General features: G+C 36.9%; 13 protein-coding genes. 4 read left to right on the top strand and 9 right to left on the bottom strand.

Annotation, left to right across the window (positions count from 1 at the left end; genetic code table 11):
* Positions 1-23 precede the first annotated feature (23 nt).
* The 3 genes from ACLMCG_RS19675 to hutI form a co-directional block, all read right to left on the bottom strand.
* Positions 24-1,316, bottom strand: a complete 1,293-nt coding sequence (locus tag ACLMCG_RS19675) for an aldehyde dehydrogenase family protein (protein WP_413960801.1) — start codon at positions 1,314-1,316, stop codon at positions 24-26.
* A 138-nt stretch (positions 1,317-1,454) separates the two neighbouring features.
* A complete protein-coding gene (gene hutG / locus ACLMCG_RS19670; RefSeq protein WP_413960898.1) occupies positions 1,455-2,375 on the bottom strand; it encodes a formimidoylglutamase in 921 nt (306 codons plus the stop codon).
* A gap of 356 nt (positions 2,376-2,731) precedes the next feature.
* Positions 2,732-3,955, bottom strand: a complete 1,224-nt coding sequence (hutI, locus tag ACLMCG_RS19665; protein WP_413960802.1) for an imidazolonepropionase — start codon at positions 3,953-3,955, stop codon at positions 2,732-2,734.
* Positions 3,956-4,214: 259 nt separating this feature from the next.
* On the opposite strand from hutI, the gene ruvB reads away from it, so the two are divergent.
* The 4 genes from ruvB to coaE are packed head-to-tail and all read left to right on the top strand — an operon-like array spanning position 4,215 to position 7,425.
* Positions 4,215-5,237, top strand: coding sequence for a Holliday junction branch migration DNA helicase RuvB (gene ruvB, locus ACLMCG_RS19660; RefSeq protein WP_110008252.1), 1,023 nt, complete (start codon positions 4,215-4,217; stop codon positions 5,235-5,237).
* Between the two features lie 57 nt (positions 5,238-5,294).
* The gene (locus tag ACLMCG_RS19655) at positions 5,295-5,906 is read left to right on the top strand and encodes an FMN-binding negative transcriptional regulator (RefSeq protein ID WP_413960803.1); all 612 of its coding nucleotides are present in this window, start codon (positions 5,295-5,297) and stop codon (positions 5,904-5,906) included.
* 13 nt (positions 5,907-5,919) lie between these two features.
* Positions 5,920-6,786, top strand: coding sequence for an MBL fold metallo-hydrolase (locus ACLMCG_RS19650; protein WP_413960804.1), 867 nt, complete (start codon positions 5,920-5,922; stop codon positions 6,784-6,786).
* A 9-nt stretch (positions 6,787-6,795) separates the two neighbouring features.
* Positions 6,796-7,425, top strand: coding sequence for a dephospho-CoA kinase (coaE, locus tag ACLMCG_RS19645; RefSeq protein ID WP_413960805.1), 630 nt, complete (start codon positions 6,796-6,798; stop codon positions 7,423-7,425).
* Positions 7,426-7,490: 65 nt separating this feature from the next.
* Here the strand turns inward: coaE and ACLMCG_RS19640 are convergent, their stop codons facing one another.
* From ACLMCG_RS19640 to ACLMCG_RS19615, 6 genes are all read right to left on the bottom strand, one after another.
* Positions 7,491-9,920 carry a fibronectin type III domain-containing protein gene (locus ACLMCG_RS19640; protein WP_413960806.1) on the bottom strand — a complete coding sequence of 810 codons (2,430 nt, stop codon included), beginning with the start codon at positions 9,918-9,920 and terminating at the stop codon, positions 7,491-7,493.
* 10 nt (positions 9,921-9,930) lie between these two features.
* Positions 9,931-10,224, bottom strand: a complete 294-nt coding sequence (locus ACLMCG_RS19635) for a hypothetical protein (RefSeq protein WP_413960807.1) — start codon at positions 10,222-10,224, stop codon at positions 9,931-9,933.
* 241 nt (positions 10,225-10,465) lie between these two features.
* Positions 10,466-14,896: a GEVED domain-containing protein gene (locus tag ACLMCG_RS19630; RefSeq protein WP_413960808.1), complete on the bottom strand. Its 4,431-nt coding sequence runs from the start codon at positions 14,894-14,896 to the stop codon at positions 10,466-10,468.
* A 167-nt stretch (positions 14,897-15,063) separates the two neighbouring features.
* Entirely contained in the window at positions 15,064-18,096 is a 3,033-nt protein-coding gene (locus tag ACLMCG_RS19625) for a reprolysin-like metallopeptidase (protein ID WP_413960809.1), read from the bottom strand.
* 180 nt (positions 18,097-18,276) lie between these two features.
* On the bottom strand, positions 18,277-18,942 hold the full coding sequence (locus ACLMCG_RS19620; RefSeq protein WP_413960810.1) for a DUF6048 family protein: 666 nt from the start codon (positions 18,940-18,942) through the stop codon (positions 18,277-18,279).
* Positions 18,908-19,384, bottom strand: a complete 477-nt coding sequence (locus tag ACLMCG_RS19615) for a DUF6452 family protein (RefSeq protein WP_413960811.1) — start codon at positions 19,382-19,384, stop codon at positions 18,908-18,910. The genes ACLMCG_RS19620 and ACLMCG_RS19615 overlap by 35 nt, the downstream gene beginning before the upstream one ends.
* Positions 19,385-19,410: the final 26 nt, after the last annotated feature.

Below are 19,410 nucleotides of genomic sequence, written 5' to 3'. Positions count from 1 at the left end.
CCTCGGAATGACATTTTACTCTTCTAATTACCTACAATCGTCTTTGCAGTTACAAATTCTTTTAAAGCCAGTAAAGACAACTCTGTTCCATATCCTGAAGCTTTTGATCCTCCGAACGGGAAACGCGGATCAGAACTTGTCATTCTGTTGATATTGACTGTTCCGGATTCAAGGTTTTCAATGAAGAATAGCTGACGGTCTTTATTTTTAGTCCATACAGAATTGGAAAGTCCGAAAGGAATATCATTGGCCATTTGTAAGGCTTCCTCATCATTTTTTGCAATCATAATCATACCAAGAGGACCAAAAAGCTCTTCTTTTAAGATCGGATTTCCTTCCTGAACTCTTATTAAACCTGGTTTAAATTCATTATCTGAAATTCTTTCCAGAGGAATGATAATTTCTGCGCCATTTTCCAATGCCCTGTTGAATTGAGCTTCCAGCTCATCAGCCAGGTCAGGTCTTGCCATTCCAGCCAGTTTGGTTTCTTTATCTAAAGGATCTCCAATTTCGTATTTTTTATATTCTTCAATGAATATAGGAAGAAACTCATTTTCGATCTTTTCGTCAATGATAAATCTTTTAGCCGCAGTACAGGTTTGTCCACAGTTTTGAAGCCTTGATTTTACTCCAGCTTTTGCGGCGGCTTCAAGATCCGCATCATCAAAAATGATAAATGCATCACTTCCGCCTAATTCAAGTAAAGATTTTTTGATATTTAACCCTGCTATTGATGCGACCTCACCTCCAGCTTTTCCACTTCCTGTAAGGCTTACACCTCTTACAGCATCATGTTCAAGGATTTCCTTTACTGCTTTATGTCCCACTTCAAGATTCTGGAAAATTCCTTCCGGAAAACCTGCCTCTAAAAGAACTTCTTCAATGGCATTTCCGCTTCCGAAGCAAATTGAAGCATGTTTCAAAACGATTGTATTTCCGGCTAAAATTGCTGGAGTAGCAAATCTCAATACCTGCCAGAAAGGAAAATTCCATGGCATTACTCCTAAAATCACCCCTTTCGGAGCGTAATGAACTTCGGAATAAGTAAATTCAGATTCTACTTTTTCAGGTTTTAAAATATTATCCGCAGCGGCATAATAATTCATCATTAAAGCACACTTTTCCACTTCAGCTATTGATTCTGAAATGGGCTTATTCATTTCTGTTGTAATTATTTTACCAAATTTCTCTGAATTATTCTTTAAAATTTCTGCTGCTTTTGCAATTAACTTCTGCCTTTCCTCAAACGGCACTTTTCTCCACACTGAAAACGCTTTATCTGCTTTAATAAGCTTGCTTTCAATTAATTGTTCCATAATATAAATCTGTTTTAAATTCAGCTAATGAATTTATGAGCGCTTTTTATTTTAAAAGCACGGTGAAATTAGCAAATTCCATTCCTTAAAGGGTCAATAAAATAATGATTTTCTCTATCAGAAGAATATAACTTTATCTTAAATCATTAGCCATTCATTCACAAGACACGCTGCCAGTCTTGCTGTCCGGTCCTGGATATCAAAAGAAGGATTAACTTCTGCAACATCCATTGCAACCAATTTTTTATTTTTTAAGATATGTCTGTAAAAATGCATAAACGTAGGATCCGCAAAGATTCCATTGTACGCTGCAGCCGAAACTCCGGGAGCGATTGATGCATTAAAGACGTCCATACAAATTGTTAGATAGGCATAATCTACAATATCCAATAGATCATCAATACGCTGATAGATGGATGGAAGGTTTTCAAAAAACAATTCATCTGCCAGGATATATTTCATTCCGTACTGATGAGCGGTATCAAAAAGCTTCAGTGTATTGGAGTTTCTCTGAATTCCAATATGCAGCGAGTTGATAGGACCTTCCTGAGCAATCTGCCAGAATCCGGTACCAGAGCTCGCGCCTACTCCTTTTTCCGGCTGTCTGTTATCAAAATGGGCATCAAGATTAATAATCCCTATTTTTTGCTCCGGAAAAGCTGTTTTGACTCCTAAATAATGAGCGTAAGTAACTTCATGGCCTCCACCCAACACAAGGGATTTTCCGCCTTTTAAAAGTACTTTTGAAACATTTTTGGCAAGATTGTTCTGTGTATTTTCCAGATTACCATCGTCACAGGTAATATTCCCAAAATCCAACATTGAAAAGTCAGGAAGAATTACCGGAAAATTGGACATATTTTTTCTGATCACATCAGAAGCATCTTTAGCTCCCTGACGGCCTTTATTTCGTCTTACGCCTTCATCTACAGCAAAACCATGCAGAACGAAGTCATCCGTTGCGATATTATCGTAATTACGTTCTTCTTTTACTCTTTGAAATATTCTGTGATGGAGAAGTTCTTCTCCGTCCAATCTGCCTTGCCAAATATTACTCATCATTAATAATTTCAATTTGTATGTTGTTTCCTTAAAGTTCAATCAAATTAAACTATCTTTAATTGTTATCTTCAGTTTTTATTGTTTACTCTTTCTAATCAAAGAAACGTATATACTTTTCATAATTTGAAAAACACAAAATACGATCATGAAAAAGAAATAAAAAGATAAGAGTACTATCAATAGAAAAGCTATAAAAAGAAATCCGGTATAAAATATTTCTAAAAAATGCTTTTCCCCTTCGATCAAGGTTCTATAATTCCAAAGAGCCTGCAAGAAAGTAATCACATTTAAAGATACTATGAATAGTACCAGATAAATTATCAAATTTTTAATAGCTTTCAAAATAGCAAATTTTATATTGAATTCCCATCAATATAAACAAGTTCAGCCTTTAAGCTTCCTTGATTATACAGCACATTCTGGAAATTATTGGTTTTGAAAGTAACAAAATCTGCTTTTTTCCCTGTTTCCAGTTGTCCTCTATCTTCCAGATTAAGGGCGTAAGCTGCGCGGAAAGTCATTCCTGCTAACACCTCAGCAGTTGTCAGTTTCTGGAAAGTAGCTAAGATAGACGCCTGAGTAATTAAATTTCCCATCGGCGCTGATCCTGGATTCCAGTCACTTGCAATGGCAACAATTGCTCCTGCATTTAATAGTTTTCTTGCAGGAGTAAATTTTTCTCCCAGCCCTAAACTTGCTCCTGGAAGCGCTGTTGCTACGGTATCAGACTTAGCCAAAAATTCGATGTCGTCATCAATAGTTGCTTCTAAATGGTCTGCAGATTTAGCCCCCACTTCTACTGCAATCCTTGAGCTTCCTGGTGTAAACTGATCTGCATGAACGGTAATCTCAAAACCTAATTCTTTTGCTTTAAGTAAGAATTCTTTGCTCTCTTCAGGTTGGAATGCAGACTTTTCAATAAAAATATCTACTCTGTTTGCTAATCCCTCTTCTTTTACTTTTGGTAAAATTTCGGTAATAATATACTCAAGATATTCAGGATTGCTTCCTTCAAAATCTCTGGGCTTTAAGTGGGCTGAAAGACAGGTAGGAACCAAAGTAGCTTTAGTTTTATTCTGTGCTTTTTTAATAATTCTAAGCATCTTCAGCTCGTTTTCTACATCAAGACCGTAGCCACTCTTTACTTCAATGGTTGTGATTCCTAAATCAATCAAAAAGTTGATTCTTTCCACTAAAGTTTTCAGCAAGTCTTCTTCTGATGCATTTCTTGTATGCTGCACTGAACTCCAGATTCCACCACCACTTTCTGCGATTTCCAGATAGGTTTTCCCTGCATTACGCATCGCAAAATCATTGGCTCGGTTTCCTCCGAAACAGATATGGGTATGTGAATCTACAAAGGCAGGAAGAACAATATGCTCTCCCTCGATGCTCTCGATTTCTATGGTAGGATTTTCTGTTTTTAATGTTTCAAAATTTCCAACTTTCTGAATGATATTCTGATCTACTACAATTCCTCCGTCTACAATAATTTCAAGTTGTTCATCGGAAATTTTTCCTCTTAATGGTAAGTTAGCAAGCGTTACCACCTGCTTAAATGGTCCTATTAATTTCATTAGTTTAAAGTTAATGCTAATGTCCAGATTGAAGCTGATTTATTTATTATCAATACTTGCCTTCTAAACAATCAAAATTTCAATAATTTTTATCAATAATTTTTCCTCTCAAAAATACTTAAAATATCCCAATTATTTAAATCTTAGCGGTTCTCATTTTTAACCTTAGCCTAAACTCAGTGTCAATCTTAACCTTTTCTCAATCTGCCCTTCAACCTTAGTCTAAATTTGCTATCTTTGAGGTAAATGAAATGAATTAATGCCAGATTTTTTACATCCAGATAAGGAAAACTACTCAAACGAGGAGCTGATGCAGGAAGAACAGATCCGTCCCCAGAGCTTTAAAGATTTTGCGGGGCAGAGAAAAACGCTGGAGAACCTTGAAGTTTTTGTTACTGCTGCGAAACGACGTGGCGGAGCACTAGATCATGTTCTATTACATGGTCCGCCGGGACTTGGTAAAACCACTTTAGCCAATATTATTGCCAATGAACTTGGCGTCAACTGTAAGATTACTTCTGGGCCTGTATTAGACAAACCTGGAAGTTTAGCCGGTTTGTTGACCAATCTGGAAGAAAATGATGTTCTTTTCATTGACGAAATTCACCGTCTTTCTCCTGTTGTAGAGGAATATCTGTATTCTGCAATGGAAGATTATAAGATTGACATTATGCTGGAAACAGGTCCTAATGCCAGAAGTGTGCAGATTGGGCTGAATCCTTTTACCTTAGTAGGAGCCACAACAAGAAGTGGAATGCTTACGAAACCTATGCTTGCCCGATTCGGGATTCAAAGCAGACTGGAATATTATTCTATTGAACTTTTGTCAACTATTATTCAGAGAAGTGCAAGAGTCTTAGGAGTTGTTATTTATGAAGATGCAGCGATAGAAATTGCAAGAAGAAGCCGTGGAACCCCAAGAATTGCCAATGCATTATTGAGAAGAGTACGTGATTTCGCAGAGATTAAAGGGAATGGTGAAATTGAGATCAAGATTACAAAATATGCCCTGGACTCTCTAAATGTGGATGAATTCGGATTGGATGAAATGGATAATAAGATCATGCGTGTTATGATTGAAAACTTTAAAGGAAAACCAGTTGGTATTTCCGCTTTGGCCACATCTATTGCTGAAAATCCTGAAACACTGGAAGAAGTTTATGAGCCATTTTTGATCCAGGAAGGATTTATTATCAGAACTCCGAGAGGAAGAGAAGTTACTGACAAAGCTTACAAACATTTGAATATTACAAGACCTAAAAATCCGGGAGAGCTTTTCTAAGTTCAAAGTTTTGAGTTTAAAGTTCAAGATTTAAGGTTAATGAGAGTTTATTAATTTATGTTTATACCCAAATTATACAGAAGCGAAGATTACAATTTGATGAGAGAAATCATCAAAGAAAATTCTTTTGCTTTACTGATTTCTTCTGTTGACAAAATCCGGGCAACTCATGCTATGATGATGCTAAATGAAGATGATCCTGAAAATGCTTATATTGAAACTCATATTTCGAGAGCTAATCCACAGGCGAAAACCTTAAAAAACGGAGATGAAGTACTTTGCGATTTTTTAGGGGCACATACTTACATATCCAGCAGCTGGTACGATCATATTAATGTGTCTACCTGGAATTATGAGGCGGTACAGATCTACGGAAAGATTGAACTGATGAATCATGATGAGCTTTATGCTCATTTGGACAAATTGACTTCAAAATATGAAAAATTTCAGCAATGTCCAATGATGGTGAAGGATATGGGAAAAGAATTTGTGGAAAAGGAAATGAAGGGAGCTTTTGGTATTAAAATAATCCCTGACGAAATATTTATCAAACAAAAACTTTCTCAGAACAGAAAACAAGCCGATTATGACAACATTATCAACCATCTTGAGAATTCTGATGATAACGCAAGAAAAATTGCGGAGAAAATGAAAGTAATAAAGAAATAATCAAAATATACATATGAAGTTATATCCAATACAATGTGGAAAATTTAAACTGGACGGCGGTGCTATGTTCGGAGTCGTCCCGAAGAGTCTGTGGGAAAAAACAAACCCGGCAGACGAAAAAAACCTAATCGAACTGGGAACACGTTCCCTGCTTATTGAAGACGGAAAAAAACTAATCCTGGTAGACTGCGGTCTTGGTAACAAACAGGATGATAAGTTTTTCGGACATTATTCTCTTTGGGGAGATGATACTCTTGATAAAAATCTAAAGAAATACGGTTTTATAAAAGAAGATATTACAGATGTATTCCTTACTCACCTTCACTTCGATCACTGTGGTGGTGCTATAGAATGGAATGATGACAGAACCGGATACAGACCAGCTTTCAAAAATGCCCATTTCTGGACTAATGAAAATCACTGGCAATGGGCAACAGAACCTAATGCAAGAGAGAAAGCCAGTTTCCTGAAAGAAAACATTATGCCAATACAGGAAAGCGACCAACTTAATTTTTTACCTCTTCCTACTACCGGAAATTACGGCTTTGCTCCGGACCTAAAGATGGATGTCATCTTTGTAGACGGACATACGGAAAAGCAGATGCTTCCTGTAATTCAGTATCAGGAAAAAACAGTTGTTTTTGCGGCAGATCTTATTCCAACAGCAGGACATATCAACCCTGTTTATGTGATGGGATATGATACCAGACCTCTTTTAACAATGGAAGAAAAAGGAAAATTCCTTAAGCAGTGTGTAGACAACGAATATTTATTGTTCTTTGAACATGATGCTCATAATGAGCTGGCAAGTCTTAAAATGACCGATAAAGGGGTAAGACTTGATGAAACGTTTAGCTTTAATGATGTTTTTGGATATTAATTTTAAATCATGGAAGAATTACATTCAGAAACACAACAGGCTGAACCGGAACCAGCACCCAAGATCATAGGTTTAACAGGCGGAATCGGTTCTGGAAAGACTACAGTAGCACACTTTATAGAGGAATTCGGTTTTCCGGTTTACTATTCCGATGACAGAGCAAAGACAATCGTCAATGAGAGTGATGATCTGAAAATAAAGATCAAAGAACTTCTTGGCGATGAATCTTATGATGAACAAGGATTATATGACAGAAAATTTGTTGCCGGTAAAGTTTTTAACAATAGTGATTTGCTTCAGCAATTGAATGAAATCATACACCCGGCTGTACGAATTGATTTTGAAAACTGGGTAAAGAAGCAAAGCAAATATCTGGTCTTCAAAGAAACTGCATTATTGTTTGAACTAAAACTCAACAGGCAATGTTATAAATCTCTTTTGGTAACCGCTGAGGATAACATCAGAGCTAAAAGAGTAATGGACAGAGATAATAAAACCTACCGTGAGGTAGAGGCTGTCATGGAAAAACAGATGCCTGAAAGGGATAAAATTAAAATGGCAGATTGTATCATCTACAACAATACCAATCTGGAAGAATTAAAAGAACAAACCGAAAAAGTAATCTTTGCTATTGAATAGAAATATTCCTGAATTATTTTCTCGATTAAAAATAAAAAAGCCCTCAGAAAAATGAGGGCTTTTTGTTATTCCTTTATAAATTTCTTTTGTATGGTATTTCCACCATCTTCAATAGAGATAACATACACACTGTTGATTAATTTACTCATATCAATCTTATTATTTAATATTATTCCACCAGATATAAATTGACCGGAAGCGTTGTACAACTTATAATTAGCTTTTTTACTAATGTTCTTTACATATAACAGAGTTCTTACTGGATTAGGATAAATAAAAACCCCATTCTGGTCAAGTAAATTAAGCACTTGCTTTTTCTGAATGACTACTTTATAGTCTTCCACTTCTCCATTTTTAAAATCTGTACAGTTTACCGGGATACCATCTCTTGACATAGCGACTCTCATTACAACATACTTATAGTCTGCCATACTTACAAAAGCATCTGCAGGTACATTGAATTTCCCTGAAACAGAGCTGTCTGAATTGGGCGAAGAGGCTAATATTCTTTCGTTGATATCAAATTCTCCATTTCTGTTGAAGTCAATCCAAACGGCTATTCCTTCGTTATAAGTGTTTCCTGTCCATTTCTTCTCAATAATGATCTCATTATCTGTTGAACCCTGAATCAATTCGATGAAAGTTTTCTGGACTCCTGTGTAATCTGTATACGTTGATGCCCCCGATTCATTTTCCATTGTTTTCGTACCGCTAGGTTTCACTGTGACTTTGGAAATATGCTCACCCGTAGAATTTTCTCCTTTCATCTTGCAGTAGATTACTGTAGGTGTTGTGAAATAGTACAGAGGAGTATAATTTCCCGGGATCCCATTACAGATATTCACTACCTGCATTTCATATTTTGTTAATTCTGTAAGACCTGTCAATACCATATTATTAACCAATGATGGTACTTCTGTCCAGCTCGGAATACCTACTTTTCTATATCTAAGAACATAAGTTGCCCCAGGGAATGGATCCCACTGGATTGACGCTGATGTCGGTAACAATTGAGTAATTGTCAAGCCCGAAGGTGGAGTTTCGCATATTCTTTCTGTTGTGAATACTTTAGGATTCGAATATGGATTTGTGACTGTATTTCCAATACATTGACTGGCAATTTGTACTTCATATGTTTTATTAGCGCCTAAACCTGTCAGAGTAAAAGTATTGGTTGACGGTACAGGCAAAGTTACCGGATTCCATGCTGTTGTTCCTACTTCTCTCCATCTCATTATATAGGTAGAACTTGTTGAAACAGGTGACCATTCAATCAGTGCAGACGTTGACGTAATATTACTGACTATTACATTTGGAGGAGAAGGATCACATCTTGTCAAAAACTCAGTATGTGAATAAGTTCCCGTTGTTCCATTACATACTACTGCAATCTCAACTTCATATAATGTGGCAGATAATAAATTGGTTAAATTGAAAATATTCATTGTAGCCGGAGGTAACGCCATAGGTACGTTTGCTACAGTCCAACCAGTAGAACCTACAGGTCTGTATCTTATCTGAAAAGCATCTGCATCATTACTTTGCGGCCAGCTGACGGAAGCAGAATTATAAGTAATGTTACTCAATGTGACTACAGGGGATGCCATATTGCAAGATGGAGTGGTAAAACTTCCCCCGGAAACCCATGGACTTTTATCTGCTGGACTACATACTGAGCGAACCCACCAATAATAAGTGGTATTTTGTGATAATTGGGATAAATTCACAGAAACAAGACTGCTTGTACCTGTGGGATTAGTTCCTGAATTAGGCTGAACATTAGTTGTGTTATAGTAATACTCGTATCCATTCGCTGGAGCTAAAGAAGGAGCAGTCCAGCTTAATACAGCAGTACTTGGTGTAACAGATGACACTGGTATCGGAGTAGGAATAAAACAATTTCCCAATGATATATTGTCTACAGCAGCCGGAGGCTGGCTACCCCCGTTATTATTATTTACCCACTCAAATACCAACCGCATATTTGTACCTGCAAAACTGCTTAAATTCAGATTTGAATTGATGTATGTCTTCCACGTTGCCTGTATGTTGAAATCACTTCCTACTTTAATTCTTCCGGCACCAGGTGCAATATTTGTTCCCGCTGCAGGAGTGAAGGATGTAGGAACAAGCCATACTCTGAGATAATCCTGAGAACCTTCTCCTGATGCTCTCCAATCAAATGATAAAATAGTTGTATTGGTTCCCGCAGGAATAGCAATATCTACATAAGCATGAACGATACTGGCCCCAGCAACATTATAAGTGTTTGCACCTCCGTTTGTATTTGAAATATAAATAGCATTTGGAGGATTTCCTGCTGCACTACCATAAAACCATTTATTTGCCTGGGCAGCATTGACAAAGGTAAAACCACCATTACCCGCACTAAAGTCCTGTTTGTATGGAAAAGTTGCTGTGGTACAAGAGTCCAATATAAGAACAGCAATCATAATACATAGAAAATTCAGTAAAAAAGAATGTTTTTTTCTCATTTTTTCAGTTTTAATATTCTTTAATAACTTCTAGTGTATGATTCTCCCTATCTATCCGGCCGGGTTCAAAAGAAATCCTATTGTAGACAAGTTTATTTAATTTATTGTCACAATAATCCAATTCCCTAACTGTACATATTAATTGTTTTTTATCGAGTGCTTTCGCTCTCAACTGGGATTTTACTAATGAATTATCAAATGAATCATCTATTATTATTTTTCCGCCATATACTGAAAAGGTCCATTGTATATAAACAATTACGAACAAGAAAATAAAAAATAATGAAATAAAAATTTTCTTCATAGTTGGTTGTTTTTTATATTAATATCACAAATTTAATTAATTTATTATCAATAAAAAATACAAATAATCAATTGAATAAAAATATCGCAATAAAAGATTAAAATAATTAAAAATATAAACAGTTTAACAATGTTTAAATGAAAAAAAATCAAAATACAGTGATTAATCAATAAATATTAAGAGTAATAAAAAAAATAAGCCTCCATTCCTGGAGGCTTATTCTATTTGAAATTTAATTTATTTATTCTTTGATAAATTTCTTCTGAACAGTTTTACCGTTATCATCAATATCAATTACATAAACTCCATTAATCAATCTGCTTACGTTGATTTGGTTGTTAAGTAAGATACCATCTCCGATTACCTGTCCGGCAGCATTGTAGATTTTATATTTGGCTCTCTTGCTGATATTTTTCACAAACAGTATTGAACTTACAGGGTTAGGATAAATCATGATACCTGTCTGATCAATTGGATTAGCAACGATTGGTTTAGAGATTCTTACTGTGTAATCCTCTACTTCTCCATTCTTGAAGCTTGTACAGTTTACAGGAATACCATCTCTTTCCATTGCTACTCTCATTACAACATATTTGTAATCTGTCATACTTACAAACGCATCTGCCGGTACATTGAATTTACCAGAGATAGGGCTGTCCGTATTTGGTGGAGAGCTTAATACTCTTTCATTGATATCAAATTCACCATTTCTGTTGAAGTCGATCCAAACTGCGATTCCTTCGTTATAAGTATTTCCAGTCCACTTCTTCTCAATGATGATCTCATTGTCAGTTGATCCCTGGATCATTTCGATGAACGTTTTAGGAACTCCTGTATAATCTGTATACGTTGATGCCCCTGATTCATTCTCCATTGTTTTCTTACCGGTAGGCTTCACAGTAACTTTAGAAATATGCTCACCAGTAGAACTTCCTGAATGCATCTGACAGTAAATTACTGTAGGAGTTGTGAAGTAATATGGAGGAGTATAATTTCCTGGTGTACCATTACAGATATTTACAACCTGCATTTCGTATTTAGTTAATTCTGTAAGACCTGTTAATACAAGGTTGTTAACCAATGATGGTACTTCTGTCCAGCTTGGAATACCTACTTTTCTATATCTAAGAACATATGTTGCTCCTGGGAAAGGATCCCACTGGATTGCAGCCGATGTAGGAAGCAATTGAGTGATTGTTAATCCCGGAGGTGGAATTTCACAGATTCTTTCTGTTGTAAATACTTTAGGGTTAGAATATGGATTCAGAGTTGTTTCTCCGTTACACATATTAGCAATCTGCACTTCATAAGTAGTGAACGGCTCTAATGGAGTTACACTACCTAACACATAAGTATTTGCAGGAGCTGCTGGTAAACTGATAAGAGTCCATGCAGTAGTACCTACTTTTCTCCATCTCATTGTATAGGTAGAACTTGCCGCAAGCGGAGCCCATGTAATCAATGCTGTTGTTGGAGTAATGTTCCCTACCGTCACATTCGGAGGAGTAGGATCACATCTTGTCGTGAATGTCTTGATTGGAGTAGCTGTACCCACAATATCTCCACAAATTGCTGCAACTTCAACTTCGTAAGTAGTAGCAGGAGTTAATCCACTAATTACTAATGGAAGGTTTCCTAATTGTGTAGAAGCATATACTGATGTCCATGCTGTTGTTCCCTGAACTCTGTATCTTACTACATAACTTACTCCTCCCCCTGTAATTGTAACAGTAGCTGTTGTATGAGTAGTTGTAAATGTAGGTGAGTTTGGAGTTGTATTGCTACAAGGTCTGATTCTTACTCTGTAGTCTTCCACTTCTCCATCTACAGCATTCTGACACATTACAGGAGCACTTGTACGTTTTAGCACAACTCTCATAGTGGTTGTCAACGGACCTGTATAAGATGTTGAAGGAACGGCAAACGTAGCAGTAACAGGAGTAGTTGTGTTAGCCGGAGAAATTAAAATTCTCTCAGCATCTGTAAACTGTCCGTTTCTGTCAAAGTCGATCCATGCTGTTACAGCATCATTTCCTGTTGCTCCGGTCCAACCTTTAGCTACAGAGATTTTATTATTTTGAGAATTAACATCTAAAGTAATAAGAGTCTCAGGTGTTGTATAGCTGGTATAATTAGTTTGTACTGAAGTATTGTTCATTGGAGGAACTCCTAGGTTCGAAGAGGTAATCGTTACATTCGAAATATGGTCATTCGTTCCGGTACCTGTCATCTGGCAGTAAGACAACGGTGGAGTTGTAAACGTTACTGATGATGAATAAGCTCCTGTAGAACCTCCACATGTTGTAGAAACCTGAACTTCATAATTTGTCTGTTCGGTAAGACCAGTAATTCCATAGAAGTTTTGACCCGCCGGCACAGTAGCCGTTTGCCATACACCTCCAGGAGTAGTTCTCCATCTAATATTATAAGTAGCTCCTACAGTTGCAACCCAAGATACTGTTGCAGTAGTTGCACCAATATTATTTACTGTAATATTCGTTGGAGCAGCCGTTGAACATGGTTGAGAATCTACAAATTTCACTGCGTAATCTTCTACTTCTCCCTGAGTAAATGTTCCACAAGGGTTAGCGTTGTCAAAATATCTCATTACGACACGCATACGAGTAGGAAGAGTTCCTGTATATACATTTCCACTCGCCACTGTAGGTACAGCAAAAGTTGCCGTTACCGGAGTAGTTGTGTTATATGTTGTATTAAGAATTCTCTCACTTGTTTCAAATGTTCCGTTTCTGTTAAAGTCAACCCAAGCTGAAACTCCATAAGATGTAGGAGAACCCGGCCAGTATTTGTTAACAGAAATTTTATTATTTGCAGAACCTCTTTCAAATATAACAACTCTTGTAGGGTCTGGTGTATAATCTTTATAGTTATCCGATCCTGAATTACTCAACATAATAGGAGTATTCGTAGGAGTAACGGTTACATTATTAATATATCCACTAGTAGCAGTATTACTTGTAGGACCTGCCGTACAATAAGTAAGAGCTGGAGTTGTAAAGGTTACAGTCGGAGAGAATGCTCCTGTAGTACCTCCACAAACAGTAGCTACCTGAACGTCATATGCTGTTTGTTCTAATAACCCTGTAAGCAATTGGTTACTTACCAAAGGTGTATTTACAGCAATCTGCTGCCATGCACCAGAAGGAGAAACTCTGTATCTTACGATATAAGTAGCCCCTGTAGTGGATGTCCAAGTAACATTAGCTGAAGAAGGGGTTACATTGTTTACCTGAATATCAGCAGGTGGAGCTGTAGTACACGCTGATAAATCAATAAGTTTAACAGCATAATCCTCAGTCTCACCATAAGAATATGTTCCACAAGCATTAATAGGACTATATTCATTCATTACAACACGCATTCTGGTAGTAAGGTTTCCTGTATAGGCACCACCTCCAGCATTTGGTATATTGAATGTAGCCGTAACCGGCGTTGTTGTATTACTTGGAGAAGTCAATACTCTTTCAGTCGCTTCAAAAACACCATTACGGTTAAAGTCAATCCAAACTCCTGTTAAGAAGCTGTATTGATAACCCGGCCATGTTTTTGATACAGAAACACTAGCAGTACCACCTCTTACCAAAGTAACTAATCTTGTAGGGTCTGTACTGTAATCTGTATAACCACTTTGATTAGAGTTACTTGTCATTGAAGGAGCTCCTTGTGCATTAACAGAAACCTGGCTTATATACCCATCAATAAAAGTACTTGTAGCAGCTGAATTACAATAGCTGAGTGCCGGAGTTGTAAAGTTTACGCTGGAAGAAAATGCTCCCTGAGTACCCCCACATATAGTAGCTACTTGAACTTCATATGCCGTTTGTTCTGTTAATCCGGTAATGATCTGATTTCCCACCATAGGTGTTGTTACGTTAATTGTCACCCAAGGTCCTCCTGCTAAAGGTCTGTATCGTACAACGTACGTAGCTCCTGCGGAAAGGTACCAGCCTACATTAGCTGTAGCTGTTGTAAGGTTTGAAACTGTAATATTGGTAGGTGGAGCTGTTGAACAAGCTGGCAGCGGATGGCTTTCCAACTGTATTCTAGGAATATCTGCAAGCCTGTCTTTTGCAGCAGGAGGTGCTGCAGGATCTGGGTTTGCAGAGTCTTCATAATAGATCATCCCTCTGTTTGCTCCTGCATTATAAGATCCCCAAGCTGTACCTGGCGAAGACGAATAACCTGGAGTTTTTTCATTTACAGCAATCACAAGATTGTCTGTTCCGTTCCACAAAAACGGAGTAGCCAATTGAAGAGTTACCCAGTTCCCATTTGTTAGGTTAGGTAAAGTTCCGGCGAAAACCTGGGTCAAAGAATTTAATGGAACCCAACTTGTAGTGGTGGCAAAGTTATTCTGGGTTGTGTTTCCCATATATACCACCCAGTCCTTATATACATCCTGAGATGTTGAAACTGTGGTGGAATAAAACTTTACAGCCGTGATATAGTTCGACGTACCTATGGCAGTCGTAAGTTCCGCAGCTGTATAAATCTGCTGGGAATAACTATACCCATAATAGGAACGTATGGGGAGATACACTGAGGTACCCGTTCCTGTCCCGATCTGTCCTGCCTGAGCTGAGACTTTGGATACAAAGCCTGTACATATCAAACAGAGAAACAGAATTAAAGAGGTAAAGAATTTCTTCATAATGTTTTCATTATAATATTAATCATACAAATCTAATCATTTTTTGTTATTAATTTACAGGTACATTTAGGTTTTTTTTGTAAAAACACAACAATATCTCCACTTATGCTTTAAATAAAGAAATCCCCGGGAAGGCCCGGGGATTTACTAATATATAAAGGTTATCTTTATTTTTTGATGAATTTAGATTTGAATTGCTCAATTCCTTTATCATCTATTGTAATTACATAACCACCTTTAACTAAAGTTGAAACATTTACTTTTCCATTATTGATATTTCCTCTATCTACTAATTGTCCAGCAGCACTATAAATTTTATAAGTAGCTTTATCTGAAACTTTAGTAACATTTAGAATATCACTTACAGGGTTTGGATAAATCTGAATACCATTGTTTTTAACAGAAGTTTCAGAAGTTGCAAGGTTACCAGTAATTACTACGTTATAGTCTTCAACTTCACCATCGAAAAGCTCTCCACAAATATAATCTGTAGGTAATGATAAACCAATGTTACCCCCACCAGTTCCAGCACCCACATAGAATGCTACAACTCTCATTCTTAATGGCTGTCCTTCTACTGCATTACTTGGAATGGTAACCGTTCCGTTCACTACAGTTGATGGCTGCGTTAATGTTACAGGATAATTTAATACTCTTTCTGAATCACTGAAAACTCCATCCTTATTAAAGTCAATAAATGCAGCTACCGTATCATAATCCGCACCACCAGAATTTCCAACAGTAACAGAAATAGGATAAGAAGTTCCTTTTACCAAGTTAGCCTGAAGTGCTGTATTTGTTGTATAGTTTGTATATGTACTATTTGCTGAAGTGTTATTTAAATTCGCAAGTGTCACATTGGCAATATACTCATAATCTGCACTAGTTGAAGCAGCAGCACAGTAAGCAAGTGCAGGTGTACTGAAATTTACAGATGCTGAATAGGAACCTACAGTGGTACCACAAACTAATGCAACCTGAATTTCATAAGTTGTCCCATCAATTAAATTACCTAAATTGATTGAAGGAACAGTTGTATCAGCTTCAGTCCAAACTGTAGTACCTACCTTTCTATAACGTACTTTATAAGTTGCACCAGTATAAGACATCCAAGATGCGCTAGCTGAAGATACTGTAATATTACTAACTACTACATTTGTTGGAGCAGCACTACTACAAGCAGACAGAGGTGCAATACTAACAGGTCCTACCGCATAGAAAACATTACCTATTGAAGAAATTCTTACTTTAATAGTCTGTCCGTTCAATGAAGAAGGGAAAGTAAAGTTTTCAGTTCCGTCATTAGGTGTTGATGCTGATAATACAGTCCAGGTTGTTCCGTTATCTGTAGTATAGTCGATTTTTACAGTAGTAACATTATAAGGAGCAGCGTTAGTATTTGCAACAATCCACTGAATTGGAGTTGGTGTATTCACATCAGCATATTGGTTAGCTAATCTGAATGGTCCATTATCTCCGACAACAATAGTCTGAACTTTAAAAGCTGACTGCTGTTCAGCCACATTAGAGTTATTATCTCTAACAGTTAATGCAAAGTTTGTCGTTCTTGCTACAGTTGATACCGCTTCCCAAGTATTGTTTGCATTATTCAATACTCCATTCATTACAGATGTAAACTTTGGAAAGTATCTTGCTGGATTCGTACTTGGCGGAGCAGATCTGAATGAAGCTCCAGACATTGTATTTCCTAAGTTAAACTTGTTGATAGAAACTGATGCATCATCAACTTCTTCCCAAGAATAAGTCATTGGATCATTTTCAGGATCTGTAGCACCACCTGTTAAAACAAATGCAGTCCCTTTAGGTATAGTATATGTTGGCAGATCCGTAATTACCGGAGGATTGTTGGTAATTGTAGTTTCTACATCACAAGTTTTTGCAATTAAATTAGCCTGAACCTGACCGATACTTGCTTTATGGAAATAAGGATCTGAATTAGCCTGAACATCCGTATCAGGACCAGTAATACCTGCATATCCCATAATGGTAGTTCCTGAACCTGGTTCCATATTTACACCACTTCCTTCAAGATTATGAGAGAAAGTATGGTTAGCCCCTAACTGGTGCCCCATCTCATGGGCAACATAGTCGATATCAAAGCTATCACCAGATGGAATTCCATTTGCAGGAGAAGTAAATCCTGAACCTTTTCCTTTAGGAACGGTAGTTGTAGGATTGATACATACACATCCGATACATCCGGCATTTCCTCCACCTCCTGATTTACCGAACAAGTGTCCGATATCATAGTTGAGATTTCCTACATTAGCTGTTAAAGCGGTTTGCAGCTGTGTGTTCCAAGCTCCTCCCGCTCCTGTAGCAGCAGCAGAATATGGATCTGTAGCCGGGTCAATATAAATTACAGCCGGAAAGTTTTGCAAATTCAAATGCAATGCAAAATCTTTCTCAAAAACTCCGTTTACTCTGGTTAAAGTATTATTGATTGCAACAAGTGCCGGAGCTCTTTTCTGGTCATCTGTAGCTGTAGCAGGTACACCAGCAAGCCCCATAAAGTATTGAGTATACTCACCTGTAACAGACATAGCCAATCTCATTGTTCTGTATTTCTTATCAGAACTCTTGTTGAAAGTTGTTGCCTGATTTGAAAATGACTGCCCATTTTTCAATAAGGCATCTATTTCTTTTTTAGCAACAGGAGATTCTTCTGTAGAACATAAGAATCCGTTTTTATCCTTTCTAGTTTTAGGATGAACAGCATAAACTGTTTTATCTGAAGAAGCCGGGTCAATAAATTCATATTTATCTCCATGGATGATCATCGACTGAAAATCATTAGGAGCAATACTGAATCTTAAATACTTGGTAGGGTCTTCTACACTTGTTCCAACATAAGATCCTAATTCATACTTGTCTGCCAGTTCTTTTACGACTACTGGAAAACTGTATACATTAAATCTTTCAATCTTCCCGCTCATAGTGGGAAGAGAAATCACTACAGGAGTGGCATTTGTACCCATTTCCTGTGCATTCTTCAGCTGAGATCTCAGTAAGTTCAGGTCTAATTTATAGTACCCGTTACCTCTTACATTAGATTGATCTACTCTAAATCCTGTACTTCTTTTGTTATCGTCTCCTTTTTTAAAGGAAGTTGGCGTCCATTGACCGAACACAGCTCCTCCTATAAAAGTAAACATTAAAGCAGTAAATACTCTTTTCATAAATTAAAACACAATTATAATTTCCGCCAAATATAACTATTTTATAAATCTTATGGATAAAATAAGTTAATATTTTTCAACATAACACACCTATCATCCATATCTATTAAAAAAAATACAAACTTCAGACTCAACTAAAGTTTGTATTTTATATATTTTAAATGCTAAGAAATACTATTTCTAAAACTTATACGCAATATTCCATGCAAATCCCATATTGAATTTCGAAGAGCTTCTTCCGAAGCCCGGAACAATCATTGGAGAAATATCATCCTGCTTGGAAGTATATACCATATATCTTGGCTGAAGATTCACATCGATATAGAAATTGGAATTAAATAACTGTACTCTGCCTCCCAATGTTCCTTCCAGCCAAAAAGATGACTGTGAGGATGAAGGAAAGGCTTCAGAAGAATTGCTTCCTCCAAATCCACGAACAGGAATTGCCATATATTCCTGATTATAAAATGATCCGGCAGCTTTTCCTCCGGCATAAAATCCGTTGAATTCATTCTCTGCATCTTTTGCAAGCATATAGAATGCTCCCAACTTCACAAAAGGACCGCTTGCCTTTGCATCATACCCATTCTTTTGGTACACATTCTTTTCAAAACCTGCTTCCGCAATAGCATGGAGATTTCCTTTTATCTTTGACGAAATAAATCCCTGATACAGTTTTCTGTCTGAAAAGAATCCGGCTCCGGTATTCAGTACATCAAGGCCAACCATAAAATTGGGTTCATATTTTTCGTGAACCTTCTTTTCTGCTTCCTTTTTTTTGTCTTGTGCCCAGTTTATTATTCCCAATAAACTAAAAAGAAAGGTAAAGATTAGTCTTGTCTTCATTCTCTATTTGATTTTGTCCGGCTTCCAGTTTCAGAACAGGATTCGGAGTTACTAATTCTGAACTTAAATTCTCGTAAGATTTTTTGATTCCGCATCCGGGAGAAACATACGTTGACTTCGTCGTATAATTAATCCTTACTTTAGATTCCACTCCCTTCTTGGTAAGTTTAAAATAAACGTCTGTATACGGTGAGTTGTCTACCCGTAGAGGAATTAACCTGGAATCAATTTTTGCAAGTCCTCCCAGATCTACCTTTCCTGCGCCATAATCTACTGCAACATAGAGTGAATCCAGAGTAGTTTCTTTTCCAGAATCCAGTGATCTGAAAGCCACCTTCATTCTTGGAGTTCCTTCTCCACTTTCACAAATATCATCATCTCCCCCACAGGAAAAAAGCATTCCTAAAAAACAGATCGCTATCAGAAATTTAAAGTATTTCATATTAAGATTTGAAATTCAAATTTAAA

It is taken from the genome of Chryseobacterium sp. S90 (assembly GCF_047444895.1).
Lineage (GTDB): Bacteria > Bacteroidota > Bacteroidia > Flavobacteriales > Weeksellaceae > Chryseobacterium.
The sequence above is the reverse complement of the archived record's forward strand: the minus strand, read 5'-3'. Positions and strand labels throughout refer to the sequence as shown.